This is a genomic window from Arthrobacter sp. R3-55 (genome assembly GCF_054161505.1).
The window spans coordinates 2,679,852-2,699,268 of the sequence record NZ_CP096423.1 but is presented as its reverse complement, the minus strand read 5'-3'; the positions used below and the strand labels follow the sequence as shown (position 1 = coordinate 2,699,268).

Below are 19,417 nucleotides of genomic sequence, written 5' to 3'. Positions count from 1 at the left end.
GAAGCATGACATGCCGTCAGAGACATGAGCAACTGAAGTCCGCGACTTCCGCCTAGCTCGATGTTTGATGATGAGTGTTCTCTTTGGGAGAACTGACGCTTCGCGATATTCTTCTTTATTGAACTCTTTTAAGTTCCTAGTCTGTTGTAAGTCCCATCACACGACAGAAGGAATTTTTGTGGGAACCATCGAAGTTGCCCTGGCACGATCCGTAAATCCCGCCTCGGGAGAAACCGTCGCAAGCTATCCGTTCCTGGACTCGGACGGGGTCACCTCAGCAGTGGAGCAGGCCGCCAAGGGCTTTGCCATATGGCGCGAAAGCCTGCCTTCCGAACGAGCCGACGTTTTCCGGCGGCTCGCTGCGTTGCTCCGGCGCGATACCGAGCATGTGGCCTCTATCATCACGCAGGAAATGGGCAAACCGGTTACGCAGGCACAGGCCGAGGTCCTCAAATGCGCAACCATGTTGGACTGGTATGCCGACAACGGGCCGGCCATGCTCGAAGACCAGGGGACCAACATCGGACCCGAGGCCTATATCTCCTACTTGCCTACAGGTACCATTTTGGCCGTTATGCCATGGAACTTTCCCGTGTGGCAGGTGTTCAGGGGAGCGGTTCCGATTATCCTCGGAGGTAACGGCTACCTGCTGAAGCCCGCGTCGAATGTGGTCGGCTGCGCTTACGCTATCCAGTCACTCTGGGAAGAAGCAGGCCTGCCCGTCGGGACATTCCAGGTGGTAAACGCCGAGAGGGAGCGCATCCCCGGCATCATCCACGACCCCCGCATCACAGGAGTGGCCGTTACAGGCGGAACCGCGGCCGGGCAGAGCGTCGCGGCAGAGGCTGGCAGGGCTATCAAAAAGGTGATTCTTGAACTGGGCGGATCTGACCCGTTCATCGTCCTGGCTGATGCCGACCTCGACAAAGCCGCCGACGCGGCCGCCTCGGGCCGGATGGTCAACGCAGGGCAGGTTTGCATCTCTGCCAAGCGCATCATCGTCGAACGCAGCGTGGCCGAGGAATTCACAACCTTGCTCACCTCGAAGATCCAGGCGCTCAAAGTGGGCGACCCGAGGGACCCCTCGACCGAGATCGGGCCAATGGCGAAGGAGGAGGCCATGCATGAGGTCGATGACCAGGTTCGCCGCAGTATCAGCGAGGGTGCACGGCTCCTTGCCGGCGGCCACCGTCTCGCGGGCGCAGGCAACTTCTATGCCCCCACCGTCCTCGCCGATGTTACTGAGACCATGACGGCGTTCCGCGAAGAAATCTTCGGGCCGGTGGCCACCGTCATCACCGCAAATGATGCCGACGACGCCCTTGCCAAAGCCAACAACTCCGAATTTGGACTTAGCGCAGCCATCTGGACTGCCAACAGCACCACAGCACGGGCCATGGCCCGCCGCCTTGACGCAGGGGGAGTTTTCATCAACGCCCTGTCCGTCTCGGATCCCCGCATCCCCATCGGCGGTGTAAAGAAGAGCGGCTTCGGTCGCGAGCTGTCCTACTTCGGCGTCCACGAGTTCGCCAACGTGCAGGCCGTATGGGACAAAACCCCCGCTGCATCAACCACCAGCGTGAACGGAATCGTCGAATGAACCAGGAACTGTTCGAAAAAGGCCTCGCCACCCGCCGGGAGGTCCTCGGAGATAAATACGTTCAAAAGAGCCTCGACAGCGCCGATGACTTTTCGATGCCTATGCAGGAACTTGTCACTCAGTTTTGCTGGGGCGATGTATGGAACCGGCCCGGCTTGGAACGGACCCAGCGCAGCCTCATCAACCTCGCCATGATCAGTGCCCTGAACCGCCCTCACGAACTTAAAGTCCATGTCCGGGGGGCCCTCCGCAACGGCGTCACCAAGGATCAAATTCAGGAAGTCTTCCTCCAGGTGAGTATCTACTGCGGCGCGCCTGCAGCCTTGGAGAGCTTCCGCCTCGCCCGCGAAGTATTCCGTGACATGGACGACGAAGCATGAGCACGGTCGGATTCATCGGACTGGGCAATATGGGCTTTCCCATGGCCGGCATGCTCGCCGACGCTGGCCATCGGCTTCTCGTCATGGATCGCGACAGGGACCTCGTCCAACGTTTCGCTACGGCCCACGAGACTGCGGAACCGGTGACGGGATACGGCCGCAGTTGGCAGCATGCGGACATTGTAATTACGATGTTGCCCAACTCCGCCGCCGTCGAACAGGTCCTGCTCGGCGACGACATTCTGGAGCGGGTTCCTCTAAACACCTTGTTTATCGACATGTCTTCCTCGGAGCCGCTGCGCTCACGAGCCCTTGCCTCCACGCTGGAGAGCAAAGGCTTCCGATACCTTGACGCCCCTGTTTCCGGCGGAGTGAGGGGTGCGCAAACAGGCGAACTCGCCATCATGGTCGGCGGCCGCTGGCAGGACCTTGACCAGGCGACGGAGCTTTTCGAGGCCTTGGGAAAGTCCCTCATCCACGTCGGTGACGCAGGAGCCGGCCACGCAGCAAAAGCACTTAACAACCTGGTGTCCGCGGCCAGCATTGTCGCTACAGTGGAGGCACTCCGTATCGGCACGGCATTCGGCATCAGCCCTGACGCCCTGACTGACGTCTTGAACGCCTCCTCCGGACGCAGCAATACTTCAGAGAATAAGGTGCGGCAGTTTATGCTCAGCAGCACCTACAGTTCAGGCTTTCCCATCGGTCTCATGACAAAAGACATTCGCATAGCCACCGCGCTCGGAGCCTCTCTCGGAGTCGACTCCCCGTTCAGCGGCGATTGCCAGCAACTTTGGGAGGCCGCCGTCAAAGCAGGTTTCGCCGCTGAAGACCACACGAAGATGTACGAACTCCTCGGAAAAGAGAACTCTCCCAGTTCTTCGGCAAAAGAAACTCGAATAAGCGCTTGATACATGGCGACCACAATCTAATGGTCCCCGCAGACTGCAGTTTAACGTGCGCCCTGAAGCACCCTAGTCCGAAAGAGGAATCCATGCGTGAAACAATGCACGGCAAAGTCGCTGTGATGACCAATCCCCGCGAATTGACCTTCGCTGAATACCCCATTCCGGAACCGGGGCCAGGAGACGTTGTCATGAAAGTCTCCCGCGCCAACGTCTGCGGTTCCGAACTACACATTTGGAACGGCAAGCACCCCGTAAAGAAGCGCGGTGGGCTAGGCCACGAAATGGTCGGCACCGTCGCCGCCCTCGGCCAGGGGCGCGACGTCGACAATGCCGGTCAGCCCCTCGCAGCAGGAGACCGCATCGTCGCCACCTACTTCCAGACCTGCGACCGGTGCGCCCAGTGCCTGGGCGGCCAACCGAACCTGTGCGACAACGCGTATGAATTCTTCAGCAAGCAACCCGAAGAAGCCCCTCACTTCCACGCAGCTTTCGGCACCCACTACTACATCCACCCTCGCCAACACATCTACAAGGTTCCCGACACGTTGACGAACGCCGTGGCCGCCAGCGCCAACTGCGCGCTCTCGCAAGTGATGTTCGGCATCGACCAGATCGGCCTGCAGTACGGCGAGACCCTCCTTGTTCAGGGAGCCGGAGGACTAGGACTGAACGCGGTGGCTGTGGCCAAGGAACGCGGCGCACAAGTCATCGTGATCGACGCTGTACAGAACCGCCTCGAACATGCGATAGCCTTCGGAGCCGATCACACTATTAACATCACCGAAGTGACTTCGGTCGGGGCCCGTATCGCCAACATCCAGTCCTGGACCGGCGGCCGAGGACCCGACGTAGCACTGGAAGTCACAGGCGTCCCGGCAGCCTTCTCCGAAGGCCTTCAACAAATCCGGCGCGGCGGCCGGTACCTGGTCATGGGTAACCTCTCACCTGGTCAGACTGTGCCGTTCGACCCGGGCTATGTCACCCGTAAAGCCCTGACCATCAAACACGTAGACCGCTACGAAGGACGATACCTGCACAAGGCCCTCGACTTCCTTACCCGGCACCGGGACAAGTATCCCTTTGAACACCTCGTCGATTCCGTCTTCACCCTGGACCAAGTCGAAACCGCCCTCGAAAAATCGCTGGCAAGGGAAGTAACCCGGGCAGCCATCACCATGGAAACCCTGCAGGTCTGACCTCCCCCCAGCTTGACCCGCCCCACACTATCGCCGGGACACAGCCGTCGCGGCCCTTGAACGGAACACACATGACCACCACAGCAAAGACGCTTACGCCGGACCAGGTCCGCCGTAAAAGCTTGATTTCCGGCACGGTCGGCGCCATCATCGAATGGTACGAATACACCGTCTACGGAACTGCCGCCGCACTTGTCTTCGGCACTCTGTTCTTTCCTTCCTCTGAACCAGGCGTTTCACAGATCGCGGCCTTAGCCAGCTTTGGTGTGGGATTCCTGGCCCGGCCTGTCGGGGCATTCGTCTCCGGCCACTTGGGTGACAGGATCGGACGCAAGTCCACCTTGATCCTGACTTTCCTCATCATGAGCGGCTCCACCGCGGCCATTGGGCTGCTCCCCACCTACCAGAGTGTCGGATTCTGGGCACCTGTGCTGCTGTGCATTCTCCGCCTCACCCAAGGATTCGCGGTCGGCGGCGAATGGGGCGGTGCAGCGATCATAGCGGTCGAGAATGCGCCGAAGGGACGCCGCGGCTTCTTCGGATCCTGGCCGCAGATCGGGGTCTCCTGCGGACTTCTGCTGGGCACCGCGGCTGTGGCCGTTTCCCAGACAATTTCGGGCGATCAGTTCATTAACTGGGGATGGCGCCTGCCGTTCCTCGTCAGCGTGCTGCTGGCCGCCGTCGGCCTCTACATCCGCCTCAACGCCAGCGAAAGCACGGCCTTCCTCGCTGCCAAAGCTGAAGCGGAACGCAAGCAGGAAAAGCAAAAAGCGCCGATTCCAGTGGTGTTCAAGGAACACCGGAAGTCGCTCGTCATTGCGCTCTTCTCGCGTTTCGCCGAGGCAGGAAATTACTACCTCTTCACCGTCTTCCTGCTCTCCTATGTGGCCACGACCCTCAAGCTCCCGGCCTCCTACGGTGTTGTGGCCGTCATGATCGGCTCGGCCCTGAATATCGCGATGATCCCGACATTCGGAGCCATATCGGACCGCATTGGGCGAAAGAACACCTTCTTCTTCGGGGCCGGTGTCATCGTCGTCAGTGCCTGGCCCATCTTTGCCCTGATCCAGACCGGCCAGCAATGGGCCATCATCCTCGGCGTCGCGATCTTCCTGGCCCTCGGTCACGCAGCCGTCTACTCAGTATTGCCGGCCTTCTACTGTGAACTCTTCCCCACGGAGGTCCGGTACACCGGCATTTCGGTGGGCTACCAGACAGCGGCCATTCTCCTCGCCGGCTTCACGCCCGTCATCGCCAGCGCCCTCGTCCTCTGGTCCGGCGGAACATGGCCACTCGTCGCAATCATCGTCGTCACCACCTTAATTGCAGCTGCAGCAGTCTCGGCAGCCAGGGAGTCCAAAGACCTCGATCTCGACACCATCGGTAAAGCCGATCGCACTGCGGGCGCAGCAGTGCTTCGTGACGCCCGGAACTGAGAAGAGCCCCGAGAATGACGAGTCTCGCACTTACCATTGCAGCTCTCTTCAAAGAGGCAGCAGCCGCTTACTCAGAATACGCGCACCAGCATCTAGAGCTGTTCACCGCTGAAGGCCTGCTGGCGCACCCGTCTCAGACCGCCGCCACCGAACAATCCACCCAGCTGACGGACCGCAGGACGTACCGAGAGAATTCGTCCTCAGGCAGAACTGGTCCCCCGTAATCCAGGTGGTTCTGTATTCGTACCGAGAAGGGACGCATTTCCCTGCAGTACCAAGGGGGACTGACTGACGGGTGCCTCCAACTTCACCCGGGTTGTCACCGATGTCGACGCCGAACTGCAGCATTTGTTTGCCGGGGAGATGCTCGTCTACGACTTGATCCATGTCAGCTGAAGCTGAGCCTTCATTTTCGTCACGGCACTGCCTCGGAAATCCGCCCGCATACGAGCAGGATGCTTCGGGGGGCCGACAGACAGCGGTACGCACGCGGCTCGGGGTAGCCCTGAGAACGCCGATATGAAAGAGACGAGGTAATATGCCGACCCCCGCTGCTCTACCAATCACTGTTACCTTGGCCAACCGTTCAAGTCTGGAAGATCGGCTTGACGAGGCGGTCGCCGCCGCCCGGGCCGTGGCAGTACAAAACGGGCGCCAAGGAATCCTGGTTACGCGACATTCCTACCGTTCGTTTACCGTGGCCTTGAGTGATGACGTGCCCTTTGGACAGAGTCGCGAAAATCAGGAATTCTGACCGAGAAGTCGAGGGCAGGCGCAAGTTGTTCAGACGGAGTCGACGGATCGTGATGTCCCGGTCTTGCTGAACTTCGTGTGCCTTCCTGAAGACACGGCATCCAAGCTGTTCCGTGTTGGGCCGTGTCCACACAGCCGTTCACTGCGCCTAACAAAATCCCGTCGGATTGCTATTGATGAGGTTGAGAACATCCTTGAGCATGGCTAGCGCGGCGCCAGATGGGCTGGAGCGCCCACCCTGGACAGTAATGTCACCGGCACTGGGGCAGCGGAAGACCATAGCCTTTTCGGGTCCAGTGATGTGAAACAGCGGGTCAACAGGTTCCACCTGTTCCAGCTTGACCGTCACGAGCATTGGTTGGTCCGTTGAGGCCGTCGCAACTGCTCGGAGTCGGCCAGCCTGTCGGGCGGCAGCCTCGATTTTGGCAGCTGTTCGCCGGTCGATGGCCTCCGCTTCAACGCTGATGCGCGCCACGTCCCATCCCCACAGAAGACCGGCAATGAGCCGAACCTTCGTCGCCGAATCGGATCCTGAGAGATCTGATTGGGTTTCCGATTCGGCTATGCCGCGCCTTTGGGCTTCAATGATTGCCTCTTCCAAGGTGTTTCCCTGGGAAATCTGGTCCAGTACGAACGTTGATGTTCCGTTCGGACACGCTCTGATCGCTTCACAGTCCAAGCCCGTCAGGGCAACCCTGGCCAAGTCGGCGGTCGGCAGCGCGGCGCCGGTAGCGCCCGAGATGCGTATCCGACTGCCTCCGGACCTTGCCGCCGCCTGAAGTTCAGCCCAGTGCGTAATGAGATGGCTCTTGGTCGCGGTAACAACGTCTATGCCGTTGTTGAGTGCTGTCACAGCCTCGTCAACCGCACGTTGGTGCGCTTCGGGAGACGAAGGGATTGCTTGGACGAGGATGGTTGCCCGACTTTTTCGGAGAGACTCCTCTGGAGGCAATAGCGGACCCCACAAACGGCGGTCCGGTACATCAGAGGAAGGGGGAAAGTGTATTTCCGAAGTGTGGCCGCGGATTGCTGCGACGTTCAGCAGCCCTTGGTGCTGCTGAGCTCGGGACAGCTCGACAAAGCATCTGCCCACGGGACCGAAGCCGGACAGCAACAAGGAAACGGGTGCCTCAGCTGGGGGAGGGGGTTGATACATGGCGGTCCTTCCTGCGGGGTTTGCGGTCAGGCTTCGCATCCGCCACAAACACGTGGTGTTCTAGAGGTTTCAACTTGGTTCCAGCACGTAGGCCAGGTCTCCCGCAGCGACCTTGTCGCCGGCGGCATGGGTCAGGTTGCGAACTATGCCGTGGACGGGTGCGTTGAGTGACTGTTCCATTTTCATCGCTTCGAGGACCATGACGGGCTCGCCTGGCATCACTTCCTGACCTTCATCGCAGAGGACCTTCACAACGGTTCCGGTCATCGGAACAAAAATGCCGCCCGGGACGTCGGCAGGCAGATTGGTGGTTTTCCTCATGCCGCGAATTGACGCGTTGCGGTTCGTCTCGCGTGACTCCCCAGATTGGGCGGTAGGTTTCGGGAATCGAACAGAGAGTCTGCGGCCATCGACTTCGACCGTGAGGGTTTCCAGGTCAGCCGCATCCGGGGACGTGGTCACTGCTGTCCTGTCCGGCCCAGTGTACTGAAACTCGGTGTCTATCCAGCCTGTAAACATCGCGTAGGGTACGGCAGAGGTGAAGATCCCTTCATTGATGACTTGTCGATGGAAATCCAGGGTTGTGGGTATGCCTTCGATGACAGTGCTTTCAAGGGCGCGCCGGGCCCTTCGAACGGCCATCTCGCGCGTGGGTGCCGTCACGATGAGTTTTGCGATGAGGGAATCGTAGATCTGCGGAATGTCTGACTCGCCGTCGAAACCTGCATCGACCCGGATTCCGGGACCTGTCGGCCAAGCCATCTTCGTTATCCGGCCCGGGGAAGGGGTGAAGCCGGCCCCGACGTTCTCTGCGTTGATTCTGAATTCCAGCGAACATCCTCGTGGCTGGGGCGCAGCGTCGGGCAGTGATGCGCCCATGGCGATGAGGAGCATCTGGTGGATGAGGTCCAGCCCAGTCACTTCCTCAGTCACGGGATGCTCCACCTGAATGCGTGTGTTGACCTCGAGGAACGAGATGATGTTGTCGGCGATGAGGAACTCGCAGGTCCCGGCCCCCACGTAGCCCGCTGCCCGAAGGATGTCTGTGCTTGCTTGAGTAATTAGGTCAATTTGCTCTGATGTAAGGTCGGGTGCGGGCGCTTCTTCAACCAGCTTTTGGTGGCGGCGTTGAAGGCTGCAATCACGAGTGGAAACGACAACGACGTTTCCGTGAATGTCGGCCAGGCATTGGGTTTCGATGTGGCGAGGCCGGTCCAGGAACTTCTCCACGAAACATTCGCCCCGGCCGAAAGCGACCGTCGCTTCTCGAACGGCGGAATCGAATCCCGTTTGGATTTCCGACGCTTCGCGGACGACTTTTAGGCCACGCCCTCCGCCGCCGAAGGCTGCTTTGATAGCGATCGGAAGTCCATGTTCCAGAACGAAGTCTTCTACTTCGGCCACACCTTCAACAGGGTTGGGCGTTCCAGGCGCCAGGGGGGCACCGACTTGCATGGCCAGATGCCTGGCTTGAACCTTGTCGCCCAACATTCGGATTGCACTGGGGGGAGGCCCAATCCAGACAAGCCCGTTATTGATGACGGCCTCTGCCAGCTCGGCCGACTCTGCCAGAAATCCATATCCAGGGTGCACGCTGTCCGCGCCGGATCGCAGGGCGATTCCAATGATCTGGTCGATGTTGAGGTAGGTCTCTGAGGGAGCCGTACCTTCCAAGGCGAACGCCTCGTCGACGCTTCGGACGTGTAAAGCGTCGCGGTCCTCCGTGGAGTAGATTCCTACGGTTCGTATGCCTAGGTCATCGCAGGTTCGCGCGATGCGCACCGCGATCTCGCCTCGATTGGCGATGAGTACTTTGCCGGGCAGCGCATTTTTGTGCGGGCTTGGTTCTGCAATCGTGGTCATCGTCGTTAGGTCCTTTTCGAGTGTTTCAGTGTCAGAGTAGTGATCGTCCAACCGGAAAGGCCTCGGCTTGCTCGACTCCAGCCAGGCCCAGTCCAGGATCCGGGACGTAGGTTTGGGCGTGTGTCAGTGCTGGGTCCGAGGGAATCGCGTCGGAGGTAAGGCAGAAGGGCAATCAGGGCAGCTAGTTCGTGTTCGTCGGGATTGCCTGATATTTGAATTTGATTGGGGCTGAAGCTTGTCATAGCGGAAAGTTTCCGTGCTTTTTCGCCGGGCCCTGCTTTCGCTTGCTTTCCAGGGTTTGGAACCAGCGCGCCAACAACCAGGGCGTTTCATCGGGGGTTACTACCTGGTCGATGAGCCCATCGGTCAACGCCCCGTCCATGTCAGCCGCCGTACGGCGGAATTGTTCCAAGGCGTCGGCGCGGCTGGTGTCGTCGATTTCTTCTGGCTGATCAGCGCTTACGAGCCGGTGTAAACCTGCGAGGGCGAGGGTAGCCGATGGCCAGGCAAGGACTACATCCGCGCCCAGGGCCTTGGCGCCGAAAACGTTGGTTGGCAGGCCATGCGCCCGACGCAGAAGCACCGATGCGATGGGAACGGATGCCGCGGCAGTTGCGTGTGCAAGCTGTGCGTACGGGGCGTAGTCCAATGTTCTTGGCTCTGATGGGCCGGGTGTGTCAATGAGAAACAGGAGGGGGAGGTTGAAAGCGTCACAGAACCTTATGAATCGTGAAGCCTTCCGCGCTTCGTCGGGGCCCAGCAACCCGCCCCGGTGCGCAGGCTGATTCGCCACAACGCTCACAGTCAGTCCACCGATGGTAACGAACGCGGTGACCAGGGCGGGACCCTCGCCGTTGATGACAACGGGAGCGTTGCTGGAGAGCGCACTGACTAGCTGCATGACGTCATAAGGCTCTGCAGGGTTGTCCGGCACTATGCCGGACAACGCCGACGACGGATCTGGCCCGTCTTGTTCGGTTGGGGCGGCGAATTCGCAGTTGTTCCGGGGGAGTACGTCCAGTAAATCCCGAACCCATGCCGCGCCGTCCTCTATGTGGTCAGCGGTGTAAGAACTGTTCCGTCCATCCTTTGGCGCTATCTGAACCCTGAAGTCAGCCAGTGCGCTGACCAGCTCTCCGGATGTTGAGCCTTCGCCGATTTCAATTGCGACGATGGGGACGAGACCGGAGAGCTGGACAAGTCGGGCTATGCCCGTCATCGGTGCGGGCATCACCGCGGATGATTTTTTCCCCTTTGGAAAGTTGCTTACCAGGACAAGGGGGCATCCTGTTCTCTGAGCCTGGTCGAGGATGCCGGCGAAAGCGCGACGCTGAGCGCCCGTATTCGCCGGCGCGGCAGCAAATGCCACAGATTTACCGTGCACCTGACCTACACCGGCCAATGGTGTCTCAGTTTTTCCCCCGGGTTCGGCGGGTACGCCGCCGAGGGGTAGGAACGAATCGTCGTCAAAAAGCGCGGCAATCAACGCGTCGATTCGGTGAGGAGCGGCTATGGCTGCGTCTCTATCGATTTGTTGGGTGGTGTTCATGATGTGTGCTGCTTTCGGTTGTGCTGCTTCACGGTGTAGACCACGACGTAGCAGGCGATGCCCTCTCGACCGTGGCCGTTGTGGGAGGCCCATCGTCCTCTGAGGATTTTCAAGCGCCGGGTTTTCTGGCGTCTGGTCCACGCCGGTGACGAGAGATGTTTCCGGAAGATTTCCAGGATATTTCCGTCATTGTGACACTTGCCACATCCTGTTTATGCAGTGTATACGTTGTATATGAACAGTTCAACGCCGAAGTCGAAATCCCTGCGACCGACTCCCGACAGCATCGCTGACTCCATCCGCGTCGCTGTTGCCGAGGGGGTCTACCGACCCGGGCAGCGTCTCCTCCAAGATGAACTCGCGGATAGGTTCGGCGTCAGCAGGATCCCACTCAGAGAAGCGATGAGGACACTGATCGCAGAGGGCCTACTTACCAACGACTCCTACAACGGCACGTTCGTGACTGCTCTGGATCTGGCCAGAGTGGATGAGATCTACGATCTTCGCCGACTCGTCGAGCCGAGTTTCGCGGCGCATGTGGTGGAGAACTGTTCACGGGCAGACATTATTCGTCTCGCCGGGATGGTCGAAAGCATGGACGACATTGACTCGATCGGTAGCGACGCATGGTCGCGCATCAATTTCGCCTTCCACTTGGACACGTATCGCCTGGCAAATTTGCCCCTCAGATATGAGGTAATTTCCCGGCTTTACCACCAGCTCGAGCCCTATTCCCGGTTTTACGTGCACTCGACCCGCGCACTGGGGCGGGTTCAGTGCGAACACCACGAAATTGTCGATGCCCTCCGCGAGGGTGATGCCGAACATCTGGCTCGCCAAATCGTCGCCCATATTGACGGCGGACAGGAAGGCCTGCACAGCGCGTGGGCCAACATGCCAGCGACGTATAAAGGGCTTGAAATTCTGGAAGCAAAGAAATGACCAGCATTTCATCGCCGACGCAGCGCTCCGCTACTCGGGCGCCGACGCGCTAATGACGCGCACCAATTTCAGGGACGCCGCAAAGCCGGCCTGAAAGATCTTCGCCGTTGTCCCGGGGACCGCGTTCGACCCCGTTGGTGGTACCCACTCCATCCGGATCTCTTACGCCTGCCACATCGATGACCTCACCGAAGGCCTGCGACGCATCGTCCAGACCCTGACCACACCACACCCCAAGGGAGCCTGACCACCCATGACTACCACCATTACCCAGGACCGCCACACCGAAGTGGTGGACGCGATCGTGCGCCTGGCCCCCGACGGCGTCGCGTACGTCCCCTCCGCCAGCATTGCCCCGATCATCAACGGCGTCCTCACCGCCCAAACCAACGGCGACCTGCCACTGGTCTACCCCGTCTCCCGCGAAGAAGAAGCCATCGGCGTCGTCGGCGCCTACCCGTTCGCCGGGAAATTCGGGGTCATCATCATGCAGGACAACGGCTTCGGCAACGCCCTTACCGCACTCACCACCTTCGCCGTGTCCTACCACCTGCCCCTGCTCATCGTCGCGAACACCCGCGGCGGGCTCGGCGAGTACAACTCCATGATCCACACCATCTCCGCACCCGTCCCCGCCCTGCTGGCCTCCACCAACATCCCCGTATTCCAAGTCGACCGACGCAACACCGCCCAGGACTGGGGCGCGACCGTCGCCGAAGCCGGCAACCACGCCCGCATGACCTTCCGACCCGTCGTGGTCCTGATGGAATTCTTCGACCCCAAAGACGCAAAGGCAAAAGCATGAAACGCATCGAAGCCCTCCGGGCCATTGTCGAGACCACCGCCGAGGTCCCCGTCATCGCGACCTGCGCCGCGACCTCCCGCGAACTGGCCTCCGTCGAAGACCGCCCCAGCCACCTCTACCTCCTGGACGCCATGGGCCTGGCCATCTCCGTCGGCACCGGCATCGCCCAAGCCATCAAAAACACCCCCGTCACCCGCGCCATCGTCATCGAAGGCGACGGATCCCTCCTGATGAACCCCGGCTCAGCCATCACCGCCGGCTACCTCGCCCCCGAAAACCTCGTCATCATCCTGCTCGACAACGGCGTCTACGCCTCCACCGCCTCCATCCCCACCCAAGCAGTCACCATCGACCTCGGACGCTTCGCCGAATCCGTTGACCTGAAGGTCCTCCGGGCTGAGAACACCGAAGAACTGTCCCTCGCCCTGAAACAAACCCTCACCGAAGACGGACCCTGGTTCATCCACACCCGCACCGAACCCGGCAACGAACCAGACACCAAACTCCTCCTCATCGACCCCGTCACCCACGGCAACCGCTTCCAAAACTGGCTCACCCCGAGGCTGGGCTGAATCATGATTCAGATTGCGCTCAATAGCGATGTAGCTGAAGGGTTCGGCGCGTGGAGCTTTGGAGACGATGACGGGATCTTGGAGCACGTCACGGCAGCGAACGTTGCGTGCGGGTTTCATGCTGGGGACCCCAGCACTATTAGAAGCGCCTGCTCTAAAGCAGTCGAACGATCCGTCTCAATCGGTGCCCAGGTGTCCTACCGCGACCTGGTCGGCTTCGGTCGGCGCTTTATGGGAATTTCCCGTGTCGACTTAGTCAATGACCTGATCTACCAAATCGGGGCCCTGAGGGTCTTTGCGGAGATTGCCGGCAGCACCATTAGCTACGTCAAAGCGCATGGAGCGCTCTACAACGTGGCTGCCCGCAATGAGGAGCACGCCAAGGCAATCATTGAAGCCGTGGCCACTGCATCAGCTGGACTACCTGTGCTTTGCCAGCCTGAGACCGAGACCTGGGAGGCCGCTGTCGCGGCAGGCATCATCCCACTGGCAGAGGTTTTCGCCGATCGTGCCTACACGGCGGAGGGACTGCTGGTCGACAGGTCGCAACACGGCGCAGTCGTCACGGACCCGGAAGAAGTTGCCGACCGGTGTTTGCAAATGGTTTCGCAGCGCACCGTCCGGGCCATAACGGGGGAGATTGTCGAATTTGAACAGCCACCGGCAGCCATCTGCATTCACAGCGACACCCCCGGCGCTTCGGTGATCGCGGCCCGTGTGGCTGAGACGTTGCAGGCCCACGGTGTGGAGCTTGTTGGAATTGGAGCACGCTCATGACTCGCCAGGCGATTCATCCTGCAGGCGACAAGAGCCTCCTCGTCGATGTGGGTGACGGTTCTGCCGCGGCCCTGGCTGCCGTTCTAAGGCGGGGGCGGTGGGAGTCGCGGCTGGAAGCTGTCGTGCCGACGTCTTCGTCCGTCCTTGTATCGGCGCGTTCTGCGCGGGATTTGCGCGACGTGGAAGCTGACTTAAGAGCTCTGCTCGAAGAAGATCTGCTGGCTATTCAACAGGACTTGGTGGGCCGGATTGTCACGATCCAGGTGGTTTATGACGGTCCTGACCTCGAATTCGTTGCACAGCAATGCGGCCTCACTTTAGAGGACGTGGTCCGGGAGCACACTGGAACCCAGCATCAGGTTGGTTTCTTCGGGTTTGCGCCGGGGTTTGCCTACATTGACGGGTTGTCGTCGAAGCTGCATCTTCCGCGACGGGAGAGCCCGCGGACGGACATTCCTGCAGGATCGGTTGCTATTGCCGCGAATCAGAGCGTCGTCTATCCAGGCAGCACACCAGGCGGCTGGCATCTGATTGGTAGAACCACCACCAAGCTTTGGGATCTACAGGAGGAACCCCCAGCCAAACTTGCCGCGGGTGACAGGATCATTTTCGAATCGGTGGGAGGCACTCCGTGACACTGCTCTCAGATGTCGACATGCAGAACTCCCGAGTGACCGCAGACACATCTTTACGTCTAATCAACGCAGGGCCGCTGACTACAATCCAGGATCTTGGCCGAACCGGGTACGCCCACTATGGCGTAACAACCTCGGGAGCCTTGGATCTTGAAAGCTTCACCGTGGCTAATCGGCTCGTCGGAAACAGTGTTGACCGTCCCGCTCTGGAGCTGACTCTGGGAGGTCTTACCGGAAGCCTCAGTCACGGTCGATGGGCATCGGTCACCGGCGCGCCGGCCCCGGTGACCGTAGCCGGACGCAGTGTCCCTGATCCCTATTTGTTTTGGATTCCCGCTGATGCGATCCTCAAGATAGGCGCGCCAGCAGTAGGCCTCCGAAGCTACCTGGCCATAAGCGGCGGCATAGTTGTCGAACCTGTACTTGGTTCGTGTTCAACTGACACGCTCTCAGGAATTGGCCCATCAGTGGTTCAGGATGGGTCCCATCTACGAATCGGCCCAGCGGAGACCCCGACCTGGGACACAGATTCGGTATTCAGCCGAGTCCCCATTGGAACCGCAAGGATCCGATTCCGTTGGGGACCACGTGACGAACTGTTCACTGCAGAGGACAAGAAGACTCTGGTTGGCTCGCCGTGGACCGTGTCGTCAGAAACGAACCGGGTGGGCACCCGCCTGACTGGTCAGCGAATCCTTACCCAGCTCGGATCTCTTCCGAGCGAAGGTACTGCGTTGGGTTCCATACAGATACCACCTTCCGGTGAGCCCATCGTGTTCATGGCTGACCGTCCAGTGACTGGCGGTTATCCCGTCATAGGTGTCGTGACTGAAGCCGATCTCGGCATCATCGCGCAAGCAAGACCGGGCAGCAAGTTGGCCCTCATCCCGGCCTAATATCCCGAAAAATCCCAACGAAACAAAAACAGGGAAAGCCGCCGCCAGGCGTTGTTCACGCCAATGAAATCCCGCCTTGGCGGCGGCTTCCCCATCCGCACTCATTTTTCGCAGCGTTCAGCTGCCTCAACCCCTTTGAGGTTTCCATGAGTACACATACAAGCATGACAGCCCCCAAGACCCATTCGACACCACGGCGGGCCGCTATTGCCGCAATGGTCGGAACGGCTATCGAATACTACGAATTTGGCGTTTACGGTTACCTTGCCGTAATCATCAGTCCCTTGTTCTTCCCCAGCGAGGATCCAGCAACAGCGCTGCTCTCTACCTTGGCAGTCTTCGGAAGCGCCTTTGTTATCCGACCATTGGGAGGAATTATCCTCGGCCGGCTCGGGGACCTATTCGGTCGCCGCATCGTGCTTCTGATCACCGTGATCGGGATGGGGTCGGCGACGGCTGCCACAGGTCTGTTGCCCACGCACGAAACGGCGGGTTTATGGGCGCCCGTGCTGCTCCTCATCATCCGCTTGTTCCAAGGCTTCTTCGCTGGTGGTGAAGTTACCGGCGCTGCGACCTATGTTGCGGAGTCTGCTCCCAACGGCCGCCGCGGCTTCTGGGGTGGCTTCACACCCATGGGTGTCGCCATCGGTGGCGCCGCTGCGGCGACCGTGGCAGGAGTCTGCTCCGGTTTACTGGGCAATGAACAAATGAGCGAGTTCGGTTGGCGCATTCCCTTCCTGATGTCCATACCCCTGGTGATCCTTTCAGTTGTGATCCGCCGCAAGATCACCGAGGCACATGCATTCGAGCAGTTGCAGGAAAAGAACGAACTGCCCAAATCTCCCCTCAAGACAGTGGTCACCAAACACTGGAAGAACGTACTTCGCGTCATACTGGTTTCGTTTGGCCAGAACGTGGGCTACTGGGTCGGGTTCATCTTCATGAACATCTACATGACGCAGTACTTGAAGCTGGACCGCACCACGGTGTACTGGACGATGGCCTGCATCGGAATAGCAGTCGCGGTCATGATGCCGTTCTGGGGTGGTCTCTCTGACCGCATCGGTCGTCGGAAAGTCCTCGCTATCGGTTTCTTTGGATATCTGATTCTCGTTGTACCGATGATGCTGATCATGGGTTCAGGGAATGTACCCTTGGCAATCGCCGCAATGGTCGTTCTTGCCCTTCCGATGCCGATCGTGCAATCCGTTGGCTATCCGACCTACACGGAGCAATTCCCCACCCAGGTCCGCTACACCGGTATCTCCCTTAGCTTCAACATCGGAACGATTCTGGGCGGCGGTCTTACGCCGCTTCTTGCAACCTCTTTGATCGCCTCAACGGGCAACCTGCTTGCCCCAGGATTTATCCTGATCGGCGCATGTGCTGTCGCCCTTATCACCCTGATCTGGATCCGCGAAACGTCCAAGGACGACCTCTAAGATGATCGCGTCCCCGGCCCAACTTCGGGACGAGATCAGGGCGGCTAACTGGACGGGACCAACGGCAGGAATGCTCAGGGGTTACCAGCAGGCAAACTTCGTGGCCGTGCCTGAAGCCCATGCCTTCGATTTTCTCCTCTTCTGTGTCCGTAATCCTCAAGTATGTCCGGTCATCGCCGTGACCGCCCCGGGAGACCCCTGGGTCAACTTGGACAGTGGAACAGCGGATGTGCGCACGGACATACCACGCTACCGGGTATGGAAAAGCGGAGAACTTGTCGAGGAGCCGGTTGAAGTTTCGAAGTACTGGACCGGGGACATGGTGGGATTCCTGCTGGGATGTTCACATACCTTCGAAGGCCCTATAGCCGATGCCGGATACACCGTTCGCCAGCACGCCAGCCCCGCACCCCCTGTCTACATAACGAACCGGCAGACTGTATCGGCGGGAAAGATTCACGGACCTTTGGCTGTAAGCATGCGATCGTTCCCCGCCGGCCAAGTGGCCGGGATCGTGCAACTCACCGCCCGCTATCCCACCGGTCATGGGTCACCAATCCACATTGGTGACCCATCCGGCCTCGGGATCACGGACCTTTTGGCGCCCGATTTTGGTCCCACGCCCGAAATTCCCGACAGCGAAGTCCCGATGTTCTGGGCATGTGGTGTCACTCCCCAACTCGTGTTGCCGAGGCTGGGAATGCACACACTGATAACTCACTACCCAGGGCATATGTTCGTCTTCGATAACAAGCCCGTACCTCAGCACTAGGAAACAGTCATGAAGAGAATCAGCAACGTCACCGGCAAGAGACAGCACATAAAAAAGCCATCCAATAGCCGTTGCTCAACCGGGTCGCATTGCCCGGTTACCGGTGTATGGGCGGACCGCTTCGGAATCCTTCGATTCATCGCGGAGGGCGCTATCTTCCCTTCAACCGATTCAGGACCCTCGGTGTGGACGCTGCGCGCCGATCGCACTTCGCAAGACTGAACCCAACGGCACTATCCCCGCCTGATCACAGCGTGAGGCAGTGCACGTCCTGAACAAGGTCATGGCATGTGGCCGGCATAACTGTGGCTGATTCAGTAGCTCATGGACTTGGGCTGCCTCTGTGCGTCACGCACCGAAGCAGCCCAAGTCCAGTCAGCCGTGCCTTAAGGGAGCCGGGGCCGTTTACCGCCACAGCGCCCTGCCTGGAAGCGGTGCGCCTCGCGGAGCCACCCGCCTCGAGCGCCGGGGACCGTGATCGTGCGCTTGTCAGGCTTCTATTTTCTTTGGAACACTCTTCATGGCGGCGTTGATGTCGTCTCCAACTCTGAGTGGTTGGCGGGCGAAGATCCCTTCGTGCGCCAGCACCGGCCGGTTGTCTCCAGCAAGTTCGGCGTAGTGATCTTCGAGTTTTTCCCTTTTCTCGATGCTTCGTTGCCAGGCGCGGACAGTGTCCGGGTCTCCTCCGTTGACCTGTTGCCAGCTGCGTGGGCGGTCCTCTTTTGATGGCCCGGGATCGACTCGGCCGCTCAGGCCTACGCGCGGAGGTTTCCTCTTCGCTGCAGAAGAACAGACGGGACAAGCAGGGTCGTCGGCAAACATCGACATGAGGCATGCTTCGAAGTCGTGTCCCTCGATGCAACGGAAGTCGTAGAGAATCACTGGTAATGCCCCTGATGCGCCCATCGAATCTGGCTTGTTTGCTCGGACTCGTGTCCGAAAATCATCTCGGCGTTCGTCCGCTCTTGGATCCGCCGAAGTTTCTCTACTGATTCAAGCCACAGGAGGTTGTTCCAGACAACGGCGGCACCGATGGCTGGTGGGCCGAAGGAGTCCCGCAAGTAGACTGCGTCCGAGGTGAAGATCTTAGTTCCGTCGTCCGGGAGGTCGACCTGAAGAGACATGGTTCCCCAGGTGTGGCCGGGGGTGTCTATGACAGAAACCCCGGGAACAATTTCGGTGTCCCCTTCGATGGCATCGATCTTCAAACCTTCAAAGTCCGCTTTTAGATGCCCACCCAGGTGCGAGCCCATTATTTCCTGCACCCCCTCGAGTTCCTTGCGGTTGGCGACGATCTTGGTCTTGCCGTTGTCGAATAGTCGCGCGTTACCCGCGTGGTCAAGATGCAGGTGGGAAAGTATGAGCAGGTCTATGTCGGCGGGCTCGAGACCCACTTGGGCAAGAGAAGAGTCCAGGAATCCGGATTCACTCGATGATTCAGTCTTGACTGGGAAGTAGTTATCCATGCCGCTCTCTTGCCAGCGGGAACTCCAATCCCGGGGGACGCCGGTGTCCCAAAGAATTCGCCCCTCGGGATGCTCAATCAAGACTGCATGGGTTGGGATTTCGCCCCACTCACGCTTACGTTCTCTATTGTTGCGGTCGGTGATGATCCTTCCAGGCTTCAACAGGAGCCAGGCCATATCTGCTTCCATGACCCCCGTTTCAAGTACGCGGACCCTCAGCTGATTTTCCTCCATGCCACTCCATCCTTAGCGCTTAAGACGTACAGAAG

Annotated in this window: 18 protein-coding genes; 13 read left to right on the top strand and 5 right to left on the bottom strand. The window is 59.6% G+C overall.

Going from position 1 to position 19,417, the window contains the following annotated elements:
* The first annotated feature begins 178 nt into the window (after window positions 1–178).
* The 5 genes from M1D51_RS12485 to M1D51_RS12465 all read left to right on the top strand — a co-directional run bounded on the left by M1D51_RS12485 (window position 179) and on the right by M1D51_RS12465 (window position 5,520).
* Entirely contained in the window at window positions 179–1,600 is a 1,422-nt protein-coding gene (locus M1D51_RS12485; RefSeq protein WP_458106720.1) for an NAD-dependent succinate-semialdehyde dehydrogenase, read from the top strand.
* Window positions 1,597–1,980: a carboxymuconolactone decarboxylase family protein gene (locus M1D51_RS12480; RefSeq protein WP_458106719.1), complete on the top strand. Its 384-nt coding sequence runs from the start codon at window positions 1,597–1,599 to the stop codon at window positions 1,978–1,980. Before M1D51_RS12485 ends, M1D51_RS12480 begins: the two co-directional genes overlap by 4 nt.
* The gene (locus M1D51_RS12475; RefSeq protein WP_458106718.1) at window positions 1,977–2,891 is read left to right on the top strand and encodes an NAD(P)-dependent oxidoreductase; all 915 of its coding nucleotides are present in this window, start codon (window positions 1,977–1,979) and stop codon (window positions 2,889–2,891) included. Before M1D51_RS12480 ends, M1D51_RS12475 begins: the two co-directional genes overlap by 4 nt.
* Window positions 2,892–2,974: 83 nt before the next feature.
* Window positions 2,975–4,084, top strand: a complete 1,110-nt coding sequence (locus tag M1D51_RS12470; RefSeq protein WP_458106717.1) for a zinc-binding dehydrogenase — start codon at window positions 2,975–2,977, stop codon at window positions 4,082–4,084.
* Between the two features lie 71 nt (window positions 4,085–4,155).
* Window positions 4,156–5,520, top strand: coding sequence for an MFS transporter (locus M1D51_RS12465; RefSeq protein ID WP_458106716.1), 1,365 nt, complete (start codon window positions 4,156–4,158; stop codon window positions 5,518–5,520).
* 901 nt (window positions 5,521–6,421) lie between these two features.
* Here M1D51_RS12465 and M1D51_RS12460 read toward each other — a convergent pair.
* The 3 genes from M1D51_RS12460 to M1D51_RS12450 form a co-directional block, all read right to left on the bottom strand.
* Entirely contained in the window at window positions 6,422–7,429 is a 1,008-nt protein-coding gene (locus M1D51_RS12460) for a hypothetical protein (protein WP_458106715.1), read from the bottom strand.
* Window positions 7,430–7,498: 69 nt separating this feature from the next.
* Window positions 7,499–9,292, bottom strand: coding sequence for an acetyl/propionyl/methylcrotonyl-CoA carboxylase subunit alpha (locus M1D51_RS12455; protein WP_458106714.1), 1,794 nt, complete (start codon window positions 9,290–9,292; stop codon window positions 7,499–7,501).
* A 238-nt stretch (window positions 9,293–9,530) separates the two neighbouring features.
* The gene (locus M1D51_RS12450) at window positions 9,531–10,523 is read right to left on the bottom strand and encodes a carboxyl transferase domain-containing protein (protein WP_458109586.1); all 993 of its coding nucleotides are present in this window, start codon (window positions 10,521–10,523) and stop codon (window positions 9,531–9,533) included.
* A gap of 552 nt (window positions 10,524–11,075) precedes the next feature.
* Between M1D51_RS12450 and M1D51_RS12445 the strand changes: the two genes are divergently transcribed.
* The 8 genes from M1D51_RS12445 (at window position 11,076) to M1D51_RS12410 (ending at window position 17,682) form a co-directional block, all read left to right on the top strand.
* On the top strand, window positions 11,076–11,783 hold the full coding sequence (locus tag M1D51_RS12445; RefSeq protein WP_458106713.1) for a GntR family transcriptional regulator: 708 nt from the start codon (window positions 11,076–11,078) through the stop codon (window positions 11,781–11,783).
* Between the two features lie 253 nt (window positions 11,784–12,036).
* Window positions 12,037–12,588, top strand: a complete 552-nt coding sequence (locus tag M1D51_RS12440) for a thiamine pyrophosphate-binding protein (protein WP_458106694.1) — start codon at window positions 12,037–12,039, stop codon at window positions 12,586–12,588.
* Window positions 12,585–13,160: a thiamine pyrophosphate-dependent enzyme gene (locus M1D51_RS12435; RefSeq protein ID WP_458106712.1), complete on the top strand. Its 576-nt coding sequence runs from the start codon at window positions 12,585–12,587 to the stop codon at window positions 13,158–13,160. Before M1D51_RS12440 ends, M1D51_RS12435 begins: the two co-directional genes overlap by 4 nt.
* A gap of 3 nt (window positions 13,161–13,163) precedes the next feature.
* Window positions 13,164–13,937, top strand: coding sequence for a LamB/YcsF family protein (locus tag M1D51_RS12430; RefSeq protein ID WP_458106711.1), 774 nt, complete (start codon window positions 13,164–13,166; stop codon window positions 13,935–13,937).
* Window positions 13,934–14,572 carry a 5-oxoprolinase subunit B family protein gene (locus tag M1D51_RS12425; protein ID WP_458106710.1) on the top strand — a complete coding sequence of 213 codons (639 nt, stop codon included), beginning with the start codon at window positions 13,934–13,936 and terminating at the stop codon, window positions 14,570–14,572. Before M1D51_RS12430 ends, M1D51_RS12425 begins: the two co-directional genes overlap by 4 nt.
* 20 nt (window positions 14,573–14,592) lie before the next feature.
* Window positions 14,593–15,468 (top strand): 5-oxoprolinase subunit C family protein, encoded by an 876-nt coding sequence (locus tag M1D51_RS12420; RefSeq protein WP_458109585.1) that lies wholly within the window; start codon window positions 14,593–14,595, stop codon window positions 15,466–15,468.
* Between the two features lie 164 nt (window positions 15,469–15,632).
* The gene (locus tag M1D51_RS12415) at window positions 15,633–16,910 is read left to right on the top strand and encodes an MFS transporter (RefSeq protein WP_200888280.1); all 1,278 of its coding nucleotides are present in this window, start codon (window positions 15,633–15,635) and stop codon (window positions 16,908–16,910) included.
* A 1-nt stretch (window position 16,911) separates the two neighbouring features.
* Entirely contained in the window at window positions 16,912–17,682 is a 771-nt protein-coding gene (locus M1D51_RS12410) for a D-glutamate cyclase family protein (protein WP_458106709.1), read from the top strand.
* Between the two features lie 489 nt (window positions 17,683–18,171).
* Here M1D51_RS12410 and M1D51_RS12405 read toward each other — a convergent pair whose 3' ends face one another.
* Window positions 18,172–18,564: a zinc ribbon domain-containing protein gene (locus tag M1D51_RS12405; protein WP_458106708.1), complete on the bottom strand. Its 393-nt coding sequence runs from the start codon at window positions 18,562–18,564 to the stop codon at window positions 18,172–18,174.
* Window positions 18,561–19,382 (bottom strand): N-acyl homoserine lactonase AhlD, encoded by an 822-nt coding sequence (gene ahlD / locus M1D51_RS12400; RefSeq protein WP_458106707.1) that lies wholly within the window; start codon window positions 19,380–19,382, stop codon window positions 18,561–18,563. The genes M1D51_RS12405 and ahlD overlap by 4 nt, the downstream gene beginning before the upstream one ends.
* Window positions 19,383–19,417: the final 35 nt, after the last annotated feature.